This is a genomic window from Coriobacteriaceae bacterium (genome assembly GCA_025993015.1).
Lineage (GTDB): Bacteria > Actinomycetota > Coriobacteriia > Coriobacteriales > Coriobacteriaceae > Collinsella.
The window spans coordinates 1,598,881-1,610,724 of the sequence record DAJPFV010000001.1; the positions used below are offsets into that span (position 1 = coordinate 1,598,881).

At 62.0% G+C, this 11,844-nt stretch carries 12 protein-coding genes and 1 tRNA gene; 12 read left to right on the forward strand and 1 reads right to left on the reverse strand.

The genetic code is table 11. The annotated features are described in order from the left end of the window. The first annotated feature begins 74 nt into the window (after positions 1-74). From OIL77_06830 to lysS, 12 genes are all read left to right on the forward strand, one after another. A complete protein-coding gene (locus tag OIL77_06830; protein HJI45117.1) occupies positions 75-1,637 on the forward strand; it encodes a UDP-N-acetylmuramoyl-L-alanyl-D-glutamate--2,6-diaminopimelate ligase in 1,563 nt (520 codons plus the stop codon). Positions 1,638-1,744: 107 nt separating this feature from the next. After that, positions 1,745-2,656, forward strand: a complete 912-nt coding sequence (locus OIL77_06835) for a Cof-type HAD-IIB family hydrolase (GenBank protein HJI45118.1) — start codon at positions 1,745-1,747, stop codon at positions 2,654-2,656. Between the two features lie 51 nt (positions 2,657-2,707). Continuing rightward, on the forward strand, positions 2,708-3,592 hold the full coding sequence (gene murI / locus OIL77_06840) for a glutamate racemase (GenBank protein ID HJI45119.1): 885 nt from the start codon (positions 2,708-2,710) through the stop codon (positions 3,590-3,592). A gap of 54 nt (positions 3,593-3,646) precedes the next feature. Further along, positions 3,647-4,372, forward strand: a complete 726-nt coding sequence (gene rph / locus OIL77_06845) for a ribonuclease PH (protein ID HJI45120.1) — start codon at positions 3,647-3,649, stop codon at positions 4,370-4,372. 141 nt (positions 4,373-4,513) lie between these two features. Beyond that, positions 4,514-5,155, forward strand: a complete 642-nt coding sequence (gene rdgB, locus OIL77_06850) for an RdgB/HAM1 family non-canonical purine NTP pyrophosphatase (protein HJI45121.1) — start codon at positions 4,514-4,516, stop codon at positions 5,153-5,155. A gap of 3 nt (positions 5,156-5,158) precedes the next feature. Next, positions 5,159-5,605, forward strand: coding sequence for a D-aminoacyl-tRNA deacylase (gene dtd, locus OIL77_06855; protein HJI45122.1), 447 nt, complete (start codon positions 5,159-5,161; stop codon positions 5,603-5,605). Between the two features lie 183 nt (positions 5,606-5,788). Continuing rightward, on the forward strand, positions 5,789-6,085 hold the full coding sequence (locus tag OIL77_06860; protein HJI45123.1) for a Veg family protein: 297 nt from the start codon (positions 5,789-5,791) through the stop codon (positions 6,083-6,085). Between the two features lie 2 nt (positions 6,086-6,087). Then, positions 6,088-6,984, forward strand: a complete 897-nt coding sequence (gene ispE, locus OIL77_06865) for a 4-(cytidine 5'-diphospho)-2-C-methyl-D-erythritol kinase (GenBank protein ID HJI45124.1) — start codon at positions 6,088-6,090, stop codon at positions 6,982-6,984. A gap of 49 nt (positions 6,985-7,033) precedes the next feature. Continuing rightward, positions 7,034-7,110: transfer RNA gene (locus OIL77_06870), tRNA-Pro, on the forward strand. A gap of 112 nt (positions 7,111-7,222) precedes the next feature. Continuing rightward, entirely contained in the window at positions 7,223-7,498 is a 276-nt protein-coding gene (gene tatA, locus OIL77_06875; GenBank protein HJI45125.1) for a twin-arginine translocase TatA/TatE family subunit, read from the forward strand. 106 nt (positions 7,499-7,604) lie between these two features. Beyond that, on the forward strand, positions 7,605-8,075 hold the full coding sequence (greA, locus tag OIL77_06880) for a transcription elongation factor GreA (protein ID HJI45126.1): 471 nt from the start codon (positions 7,605-7,607) through the stop codon (positions 8,073-8,075). A gap of 79 nt (positions 8,076-8,154) precedes the next feature. Beyond that, positions 8,155-10,119: a lysine--tRNA ligase gene (gene lysS / locus OIL77_06885; protein ID HJI45127.1), complete on the forward strand. Its 1,965-nt coding sequence runs from the start codon at positions 8,155-8,157 to the stop codon at positions 10,117-10,119. Between the two features lie 548 nt (positions 10,120-10,667). On the opposite strand, the gene OIL77_06890 is transcribed toward lysS, so the two are convergent. Continuing rightward, positions 10,668-11,780, reverse strand: coding sequence for an IS110 family transposase (locus tag OIL77_06890; protein ID HJI45128.1), 1,113 nt, complete (start codon positions 11,778-11,780; stop codon positions 10,668-10,670). Positions 11,781-11,844 lie beyond the last annotated feature (64 nt).

Sequence of the window (11,844 nt, forward strand, 5' to 3'; positions counted from 1 at the left end):
GGAGCCGTTTTTGCGCGAGCACGTTTCAGTTACTATGAAAACCGTCCCTGCCAAATGGCTGAGAAAGGTGAAAGATGCACCATTCGGATTCCGCGACCGTGACCACGGTCGATACGCTTGCCAAGCTGCTCGATGTGTGCGGCGAGCTGCGCGCATCAGAGCAGGTTGACGAGCGTGCCGTGACCGGTTGCTCGTTTGATTCGCGCGCGGTCTCGGCAGGTGACGTGTTCTTCTGTAAAGGTGCTGCCTTTAAGCCCGCGTTTTTGAGCATGGCGCTCGATGCGGGCGCCGTCGCATTTGTGTGCGAGGAGTCGCTGGTCGAGTCTCTGGAGCCGCTGGCGCAGGAGAGCGGTGCTGCGATGCTGGTTGTTGATAGTGTTCGCACGGCCATGGCCCTGTTGCCGCCGGAGGTCTACGACCGTCCCGACCACGACGTCAAGATCGTGGGCATCACCGGCACCAAGGGAAAGACCACGGCCGCTTTTATGCTCCAGTCCATCATCAAGGCGGCGGGCGAGTCCTGCGGCATGATCGGCTCGGTGAGTACCGACGATGGTATCGAGTGCTACGAGAGCACCAATACTACGCCCGAGGCCCCCGAGGTTTGGCGCCATATCGCCAACTGCCGCACGTCCGGTCGCCAGTCCATGGTCATGGAGGTCTCGAGCCAGGCGCTCAAGTACCAACGCGTCGAGAATCTGCCGTTTGACGTGGCGTGCTTCCTCAACATCGGCCGCGACCACATCTCGCCGATCGAACACCCCACGTTTGAGGATTATTTTGAGAGCAAGCTCAGGATTTTTGACCAGGCAAAGACCGCCGTGGTGAATCTGGGCACCGAAGAGGTCGACCGTGTGCTGGAGGCAGCGTCGACGGCCGAGCGCTTGGTGACCGTTGGCGTCGAGCATCCCGAGGCAAGCCTGTGGGCGAGCGACGTACGCATAGTCGGCTTTAGCATCGAGTTCAACTTGCATGGCCTGTGTGCCGACGAGTCCGAGGCGGGGGAGAAGGTCCTGCTGGGTATCGCGGGAGACTTTAACGTGGAAAACGCGCTGGTCGCTATCGCCGCTGCGCGCGAGATCGGCATCGGTATCGAGGCTATCAAGAAGGGCCTCTCAAAACTGCGTGTGCCGGGCCGTATGGAGGTCGTGGAGTCGAAGGACGGCCGCGTGATTTGTGTCGTCGACTACGCGCACAACCAGCTTTCGTTCCGCTCGCTTTTCTCGTCGGTCAAGCGCGCGTTTCCCGCTAGTCCGGTCATTGCGGTGTTTGGCGCTGCCGGCGGCAAGGCGCAGGAGCGCCGCGAGCAGCTTCCGCGCGAGGCCGCACCGTATTCCGACCTGATGATCTTTGCCAATGAGGACCCGGCTCACGAGGACCCGATGAAGGTCTGTCGCGAGCTTGCCGAACATGTTCCCGACGATACGCCGAACAAGATCATCCTCGATCGCGAAGCCGCTGTGCATGCGGCGTTCAAGGCGGCGCGCGAGGAGTACGTCAACCCCGATGCTCCCACCATTGTCTTGCTGCTGGCAAAGGGTGACGAGGAGCTCATGCACGTGGGCGACGAGTTCGTGCCCATCGAGAGCGACCTTTCGCTGGCCAATCGCCTGATCGATGTTGCCCAGTTTGACTAATGAACCATGATGGCGGCGGCGTCCTGAGTGCGCTGTCGCCATAAGCGTGTTCCCTCAATCAAAACATGCCGTCCAAGTCCAAACCCTTCTACGTAAACGGAGTAACCATGTCCCACAATACCCTGCCGACCGTCGCCGAGCTTTCGGGCGAGATGCGCGAGCGCTTGGCCAAGGTCAAGTACGTCTTTACCGACCTGGATGCCACGATGCTTGCACCCGGCTCGTGCGTGCTGCGCGACAACGACGGCAACCCCTCGACCAAACTCGTCGAGGCCGTCGTGGCGCTCGCTCGCGCTGGTATTCAGGTGGTTCCCACCTCGGGCCGCAACCGTACCATGATCCACGAGGACGCGCGCGTGCTCGGCCTCAACTCCTACATTGGCGAGATGGGCGGTCTGGTTATGTACGACCTCAAAGCCAACGATTGGGAGTATCTGACCGGCGACATGCCCTACGACTCCTCTTGCGGCCTCACGCCGCACCAGGTGATCGAGCAGACCGGCGTGTGCGAGAAGATCCTCGCCCGCTGGCCGCACAAGATCGAGTATCACAACGACATGTCGACCGGCTACAAATACCGTGAGGTCACCGTCGGCATGCGCGGCGATGTGCCCGACGATGAGGTTCAGGCCATCCTGGACGAGGCCGGCTGCGGTCTGATCTGGGCTTGCAACGGCCATCTGACTCACCTGTCCAAGCCGACGACGCTCGAGCTCGATCGCGTCGAGGACGGTCGCGCATTCAACATCAACCCCGCGGGTCTCAACAAGGGCGTTGCCATCGCGCGCTTCTGCGAGCACCTGGGGATCGAGCGCGAGGAGACGCTCGCGCTCGGCGATTCCGAGTCCGACTTCTACATGGCCGATCACGTGGGCACGTTCTGCCTGGTCGAGAATGGCCTGACGAGCGCCGGCGCGCCCGAGTTCCTGGCTGCTTGCGAGAACGCTTTCGTTACGCGCGGCAAAATTGTCGATGGTTGGGCGGCGACGGCAGAGCTGCTGGTCGCGGCGCGTTCGTAGCGCGGCGTCGCCGCACTTGGACATGTCTTTTCGAGAGAGACTGGTGAGGTAATGTCCGATATCGAGAATTCGGCAGGTGACACGCGCCCGATTGGCGTGTTCGATTCTGGGTTGGGCGGTCTGACGGTTGCGCGCGCGATTGCGACGGCGTTGCCGCACGAGTCCGTCTACTACTTTGGCGACACCAAGCGCTGCCCCTACGGCACCCGTACCGAGGATGAGGTGCGCTCGTTTGCGTTGCAGGCGGGTCGTTGGCTTTCGAAGCATGACGTCAAGATTATGGTCATCGCCTGCAACACGGCGACCGCTGCGGCCTTGCGTCTGGCCCAGCAGGTGCTCGACGTTCCCGTGATCGGTGTGATCGCGCCGGGTGCCCGTGCGGCAATCAACAGCACGCGTACGCGTCGCGTGGGCGTGCTCGCCACCAACCTCACTATTCGCTCGGGCGCCTACACGCGCGCCATTCAGGACCTGGATGCCGGCGTCGATGTATACGGCTGTCCTGCCTCGAGCTTTGTCGAGGTTGTCGAACACGAGCTCGCCTCGGGTGCACATCTGCAGGAACAGTGGCTTGAGAACGAGGACATCTTCGATACGCCTGCCGTGCGTGCGCTGGTGGGTGCCACGGTTGAGCCGCTGCGCGACCACGGTATCGATACCGTGGTGCTCGGCTGTACGCATTTCCCGCTGTTGGTGGGACCTATCCGGCATGCGCTGGGGCCTGGGGTGCGCGTCGTGAGTTCCGCCGAGGAGACCACACGCGAGCTGACCGATATCCTCACGCGCCGCGAGCAGCTGGCGGGCGACGCCGCCGAGCCGCAGCATCGTTTTGCCACGACGGCCGATAACATTGCCGAGTTTGCGGTGGCGGACAGCTTTATCTTTGGTCAGCCGCTCAAGAGCATCGAACATATCGATATCGATGAGCTGAAATAGATGTAAGGCAGCCGCCAAAGCCTTCGCCACATATTTTGCCGAAAGGATATTTCTATGGAGTACATGCAGGTCAACCGCGCCAACGGCCGCGCCGCCAACGAGTTGCGCCCCGTTAAGCTCACCCGTGGCGTCATGAAGCACGCCCACGGCTCGTGTTTGGCCGAGTTCGGTGACACGCGCGTGCTGTGCGCCGCCACTATCGAGGAGGGCGTGCCGGGCTGGCGAAAGGGAGCTAAGGCCGGCTGGGTGACCGCGGAATACGCCATGCTGCCGGCGTCGACCGGCAAGCGCTGCAAGCGCGAGCACGCCAACCGCAAGGGTCGCTCCATGGAGATCGAGCGCCTCATTGGCCGCAGCCTGCGTACCGTCGTCAACATGAAGGCGCTCGGCGAGTACACCGTCACCGTCGACTGCGATGTGATTCAGGCCGATGGCGGCACGCGTACAGCGAGCATCACCGGCGCCTGGGTGGCGCTGCACGACGCCCTCGCCATGTGGGTCGAGGCGGGCAAGATCGAGCGCATCCCGCTTACCGGCCAGGTGGCTGCCATCTCTATGGGCGTTGTCGACGGCAATACGCTGCTTGACCTCGATTATTCCGAGGACAGTCATGCCGAGGTCGACATGAACCTCGTCGCCACCGATACCGGTGAGATGATCGAGCTCCAGGGCACCGGCGAGCAGGCGCCCTTCGACCGCAAACGCCTCAACGCCCTGCTTGACCTGGGTGACAAGGGTGTCGCCGAGCTCATCGAGCTTCAGCGCCAAGCCATCGCCTAACCTGCCAAAAAGGGACAGGTTTATTTTGGTAGGTTTTATCTGCTGAAATGCTGCGTTGAAAGGTCCGATCGCCTGAGAGGGGAGAGGTCAAGTGCCCAAACGCCCCTCACGCGGCTTGCTATAGAGACAAGGAGGCCAGTCATGGCACTTGAGAAGATTGACATCGACACCCTCGACCCGGCGGCGACCATCGTCGTGGCAACGGGCAACGCCCATAAGCTCACCGAGATCGAGGCCATTTTGGGCAAGGTCATGCCCGAGGTGCGCTTTGTGGCGCTCGGCCAGCTGGGTGATTTTGAGGATCCCGAGGAAAACGGCACGACGTTTTTGGAGAACGCCATCATCAAGGCCCAAGCCGCGGTTGAGGAGACGGGCCTTATGGCCATTGCCGACGATTCGGGCTTGGTCGTCGACGCGCTGGACGGTGAGCCCGGTGTGTATAGCGCGCGCTATGCGGGCGTGCACGGCGACGATGCCGCCAACAACGCCAAGCTTCTCGTTAACCTGGAAGGCGTGGCAGATGAGGACCGCACCGCGCGCTTTATGAGCGTCGTCGCGCTCATCGACACGGACGGTCTGGTTACCTATGGCGAGGGCGCCTGCGAGGGCGTTATCGCGCACGAGGGCCGCGGCGATCACGGCTTTGGCTACGACCCGCTGTTCCTGCCGGTCGACACGCCGGGCAAGACCATGGCCGAGCTGACGGCGGACGAGAAGAACGCCATCAGCCATCGATTCCATGCGCTCGAGCACCTATCCGCCAAACTGACGGGCGAGGAGTAGGCCGTGCGTGCGGTGGTGCAGCGCGTACTCAACGCCGGCGTGACGGTCGACGGCGAGTGCGTGGGCCGCATTGGACGCGGCTACCTGGTGCTGCTGGGTGTGGGCCATGGCGATACGCGTGCCGAGGCCGATAAGCTGTGGGGCAAGCTCCGCGGGCTGCGCATCAACGAGGACGAGAACGGCAAGACCAACTTGGCGCTTGCCGATGTCGACGGTGAGGTGCTCGTGGTGTCGCAGTTCACGCTGTTCGCTGACTGCCGCCACGGTCGCCGCCCATCGTTTACGGATGCCGGCGCGCCCGATGTTGCCAACGAGCTCTACGAGTACTTCCTGACGCTCGTTCGCCAAGATGTCGAACACGTGGCGCACGGCATTTTTGGCGCCGATATGAAAGTCGACTTGGTCAACGACGGCCCATTCACCATCGTCTTGGACACCGATAACCTTTAGGTTACGCGGTTTTACCAAACCGCGTAACAACTGGTCATGCGAGATTGTCGTCTGGTACGTATTCGAGACCGGGCTTTTTTAGCTACTTGCGTATGGCCACAACAGGGTGCTATAGTATTAGAGTTTTGTCTATCTTAGGGGTATTATCCCCTTTTTGAATTGCACCTTCTGGAGGCCCTGTTCATGGAAGAGATGGAAGTCAATCACGTCGACGACATCCACGAGAAGCTGACCGATATGGTGGGCGATCGCGTCAAGGTTAAGGCCAACATGGGCCGTACCCGCGTCGTCGAGCGCATGGGCACCATCAAGAGCGTCCACCCGGCCGTCTTCATTGTCGAGGTTGACGAGCGTCGTGGCCGCAAGTCGCGTCAGTCCTACCAGTATATCGATGTGCTCACCGGTCAGGTCGAGCTGTTCGACCCCGAGAGCGGCGAGCATATCTTTACCCCGCTCGGCAATCAGCTCGAGGAGCATTAACGGTGACCGATCGGTCCCTGACTCTTTCCGCGCCGGCAAAGATTAACCTCTACCTGGGGGTTCATACCGAGCGCGATGACCGCGGCTACCACAGGGTCGATTCCCTGATGGCGGCCGTCGGTCTTTCCGATACCGTGACGGTCACGCCGGCGCAGGCGCTGACCGTCCAGACGGTTCCGGCATCAGATTTTCCCATGCAAAAGAATACGGCGTATCGGGTTGCGGTTGCTATGGCCGAGCATTATGGTCGCGAGGCAAACATCTGCGTGACGATTGAGAAGCGCATTCCATTGTGCGCCGGCTTGGGCGGCCCCTCGACGGATGCGGCCGCGGTCATTGTCGCCTTGGCAGAGCTCTGGGGCATTGATCGCACCGACCCAGCGCTCGACGATATTGCGCGGGGCATTGGTGCTGACGTCCCGTTCTTTTTGCACGCGAGTCCTGCGTTCTACGTAGGTGGGGGAGACGTGCTGGCAACTGAGTACCCCGCGCTGCCCGCGACGCCCGTCGTGCTGGTCAAGCCGCGCGAGGCAAGCGTTTCGACAATTGAAGCCTATCGACGTTTTGACGAGGCCCCGGTGCCTGCGGACAAGCCCGGCGCGATAGCTTCTGCCTTGCGTGCTGGTGATGCCGAGACGGCATATGCACTTATCCATAACAATCTGGGTGTCATTTCCGCACAGATGGAGTCGCAGATTCAAACGGTCCTCGACTGGCTGCGTAAACAGGACGGAACCGTTGCTGTAGATGTGTGCGGATCGGGTGCCTGCTCGTTTGCCATTTGCGACACCGCTGCCACGGTCGAAAGGCTTGCCGATGCTGCCCAGCAAAATGGCTGGTGGGCCTGCGCGACTGAGTTTATTCCCAACACGGTTCAAATCGACGCGCCAAAGAAATAAAAATTTCTCTAGCACGCGGCGAAAATCTTTGTTACTATAGTCGAGCTAACGGGTTGTGGCTCAGTTTGGTAGAGCACTGCGTTCGGGACGCAGGGGTCGCTGGTTCAAATCCAGTCAACCCGACCAGAGCATGAGGAGGGACCGCTTCTTGCGGTCCCTTTTTTTAGCTAGTGTTGTGATACCGCGATACCCGCGGTATACTCATTCGAGCTTGTCTCGCTGTATTGTGGAGGTCTACATGTTTGGACTGAGGGCTCCTGAGCTCATCATTATTCTCGTCGTTGTCCTGATTATCTTCGGGCCCAAGAACCTGCCGAAGCTCGGCAAGTCCCTCGGCTCTACCGTCAAGAATATCCGCGAGGGTATGGAGGGCGACGATAAGGCCGAGACCAAGCAGGCCGAGGAGGTCGTGGTCGAGCAGTCCGAGGAGGACAAGGAGATCGCTGAGCTCGAGGCCAAGCTCGCTGCTGCCAAGAAGAAGCAGGCAGAGGACAGCGACGCGGACGCAGAGTAGTCCCATCCCTTTGGGGTGAGCACCTGACCGGCTTGCCCGCAGGCTAGCCGGTCTTTTTCGTTTTGTTGACAGTTGATTGTTTGATCAGAGTTGGGGAGATATCCGTATGGACGCAAGCCAGATCGTACTGACCGCTGAGGGCCGCCAGAAGCTCGTCGAGGAGCTCGCCTGGCGTGAGGGCGATTACGCCAAGGAGATCGTCGAGGACATCAAGGAAGCCCGCGCGTTCGGCGACCTTTCGGAGAACTCCGAGTACGATGCCGCCAAGGACAAGCAGGCCCAGAATGCTGCTCGTATCGCCGAGATCCAGGCCATTCTTGCCAACGCTCAGGTTGCTGCCACCACGGGCGATCTGACCGTCTCCATCGGTTCCACCGTTTCGCTGATTGATCCCAACGGCGAGGTCATGGAAGTCACGCTCGTTGGTACCACCGAGACCAACTCGCTCGAGCACAAGATCTCCAACGAGTCTCCGGTCGGTCACGCCATCATCGGTCACGGCGAGGGTGATTCCGTCGAGGTCGTTACGCCTTCCGGCAAGACTCGCGTCTACACCATCGCCAAGATCGCACGCTAGACCACGGTCCCGCGTAAAGGTATGTTTTCGCTCCCTGGGACCGAATCCTGGGGAGCGTTTTAGTTTGAGGAGCTAACTTATGGCAGAGAACCAGAACGCCGCCGATCAGGCATCGACGCTCAACGACGAGCGCGCCACCCGCCTGGCCAAGCGCGCCGCCCTGTTCGAGGCGGGCCAGAACCCCTATCCCGAGCACTCTGAGCTTGAGGACTACGTCGCCGATATCGAGGCTAAGTACGCCGAGCTTGCCGATGGCGAGGACACCGAGGACGTCGTGAAGATCGCCGGCCGCGTGGTCGCCAAGCGCGGTCAGGGCAAGATCATGTTCATCGTCGTGCGCGATGCGACTGCCGAGATTCAGCTGTTCTGCCGCATCAACGACATGGACGAGGCCGCCTGGAATACGCTCAAGGCCCTCGACCTGGGCGACATCCTGGGCGTGACCGGCGTGGTCGTGCGCACCCAGCGCGGCCAGCTTTCCGTTGCCCCTAAGAGCGCGACCCTGCTTTCCAAGGCCGTTCGTCCGCTGCCCGAGAAGTTCCACGGTCTTTCCGACAAGGAGACCCGCTATCGCCAGCGCTATGTCGATCTGATCGCCAACGACGACGTTCGCGAGACCTTCCGTAAGCGTTCGCAGATTCTCTCTACCTTCCGTCGCTTTATGGAGTCCGACGGTTACATGGAGGTCGAGACCCCCATCCTGCAGACCATCCAGGGCGGCGCTACCGCCAAGCCGTTCATTACCCACTTCAACGCGCTCGATCAGGAGTGCTACCTGCGTATTGCCACCGAGCTGCACCTCAAGCGCTGCATCGTCGGTGGTTTTGAGCGCGTGTTCGAGATCGGCCGCATCTTCCGTAACGAGGGCATGGACCTTACCCACAACCCCGAGTTCACCACGATGGAGGCCTACCGTGCCTTCTCAGACCTCGAGGGCATGAAGGCGCTCGCCCAGGGTGTCATTAAGGCGGCTAACAAGGCCATCGGCAACCCCGAGGTCATCGAGTACCAGGGCCAGACCATCGACCTTTCTGGTGAGTGGGCCAGCCGTCCCATGACCGACATCGTCTCCGACGTGCTCGGCAAGCAGGTCACCATCGACACGCCGGTCGAGGAGCTTGCTGCCGCCGCGCGCGAGAAGGGCCTGGAGATCAAGCCCGAGTGGACTGCCGGCAAGATCATCGCCGAGATTTACGATGAGCTGGGCGAGGACACCATCGTCAACCCGACCTTCGTGTGCGATTACCCCATCGAGGTCAGCCCGCTTGCCAAGCGTTTTGAGGACGACCCGCGCCTGACGCACCGCTTTGAGCTGGTTATTGCCGGTCACGAGTACGCCAACGCGTTCTCCGAGCTCAACGACCCGGTCGACCAGGCCGAGCGCTTTGCCGCCCAGATGGCCGAGAAGGCCGGCGGTGACGACGAGGCCATGGAGTATGACGAGGATTACGTGCGCGCCCTCGAGTACGGTATGCCTCCCGCGGGCGGCATCGGCATCGGTATCGACCGCGTGGTCATGCTGCTCACCAACCAGGCTTCTATCCGCGACGTGCTGCTGTTCCCGCACATGAAGCCCGAGAAGGGTTTCCAGTCCGGTGCCGCTGCCGCCAAGGCTGCCGAGGCCGGCAACGCCGCGAGCCCGTTCGTTAAGTCGCTTAAGCCCACGCTCGATTACTCCAAGATCGCCGTTGAGCCGCTGTTTGAGGAGTTCGTCGACTTTGATACCTTCTCCAAGAGCGACTTCCGCGCTGTGAAGGTCAAGGCATGCGAGGCCGTCAAGAAGTCCAAGAAGCTGCTGAACTTTACGCTCGACGACGGCACCGGCACCGACCGCACCATCCTCTCCGGTATTCACGAGTACTACGAGCCCGAGGACCTGGTCGGTAAGACCCTGCTCGCCATCACCAATCTGCCTCCGCGCAAGATGATGGGCATCCCCAGCTGCGGCATGCTGATCAGCGCTGTCCACGAGGAGGAGGGCGAGGAGCGCCTCAACCTGATCCAGCTCGATGCTTCCATCCCCGCCGGCGCAAAGATGTACTAACTAGTTACGCGGTTCTACGAACCGCGTAACGGCTCGACGCTGCGCGACGTCCAGGGCGACAATTTGTCATTCAAAAGGCAAGGCATGACCAGAAGGTCTATGCCTTGCCTTTTTCATGCCAACTTGTTCGCCCTGGACGTCGCTCGCTGTCCGTCCTCTACCTGCGGCGTTGCTCTGGCTGGCACTTAGGGACGTTCCTCTTGTGCCGGCACTTAGGGACGTTCCTTTTAATATGAGCAGGACATTGTCAAGAGGCAAAATCGGGCCTGGCCCCAACGATATGGGGTCAGGCCCTCTCCCTATATCAACCCGTCCGCGGCGACCTCGGCGTGTCTTCCCGACGCTCGTCTTTGCAGTTTAATATCCGCCCGTGGCGATCTCTCGCTGGGCAATCCGTTGCTACGGCTGAGGCTTCTTCGTCGAACCGACAGTCTGTGCACGCGTGTGGCGCCCTGGGCGCTCGCAGAAAAGGGACCTGAGGTTCGCCTCAACGGCTTCGGATCCAACCGCTTCCGGGGTGATCGGCTTATGTGCGGGGGAGCCTCCCCCTACGCCTCCTCGGCCATGAGACCGACCGCCCACACCCAGCAGGCGAGCTCGCGCGCCGTGGCGACGTTCGCCTTGTTGTTGTGGACCCCGCGCGCGAGCAGGGCCCCGCGCCTCTCGACCAGCCTCCGCACGCCCTTGGCGGCATGCCTGCGGGCGCCCGGGTCCGGGGCCTGGCCCCTGGCGGGCTCCTTCGGCCGCGCGGAGCACGTCAGGTAGTGCCACGCGGCCTCGACCAGCGCCTTCCTCAGGTGCTTGTTGCCCGCCTTGGTGATCGCGCCCCTGCGGTCGCTCTCCCCGCTGGAGTGCTCGGAGGGCGTCAAGCCGACCCATGCGGCGAACGACCGGGCATTCCTGAACCTCGAGAACTCGCCGGCCTCGAACACGAGGTCGGCGGCCGTCGCGGTGTCGACGCCCTTGAGGCAGCGCAGGGAGTCGACCCTCTTCCTCCACCTGGGCTTGCGGGTCTCGGCCTCGACGAGCCCCTCGAGCCGCGCCTTGTCCTCCGCCGCCCGCCTGACCGCGTCGACGTAGTAGGCGAGCGCCTCGTTGTCGGCCCCCTCCGCGAACCTTATCGACTCGATCCAGGACCAGTGCGCCCGGGTCCAGTTGCCCTTCCTGCGGCCGGTGGGCGTCCTCTCGTCGAAGACGAGCCCGTGCCTGAGCAGGAACTTGGAGAGCCGCTGCTTCGAGCGCGAGAGGTCGTCCCTCGCGTCCTCGAGCGCCCTAGTCAGGTCGCGGGCGGCCTCGCACTCGTCGTCGGGGACCCACACCTCGACCACGTTGCCGACCGACAGCATGCGGGCGAGGAACTCGGCGTCGTTGCGGTCGTTCTTCCTGCGCCTGTCCGCGCTGGGCTTGATCATCTTCGAGACGGCGCCGACCACGCAGTCGACCCCAAGGCCGGAGAGCCTCTTCTGCAGGTCGAATCCCGTGACCCCGGACTCGTACACGCACCTGGCCTTAGGGTCCACGGAGCGGACCCACCCCGCGACGGCGCCGGCGTCGTAGCCGAAGGTCGCGCAGCGCACCTCCCCGGTCATGACGTCGAGGGAGACGGCCTTTATCGAACGGGCGTGGACGTCGAGGCCGACGAAGGTGGTAGTATCGAGCATGGGAGCCCCTTCCATGAATGCGGCGTGGCCGCCGCGGCTGAATTAGACACTCACCATTGTCGGC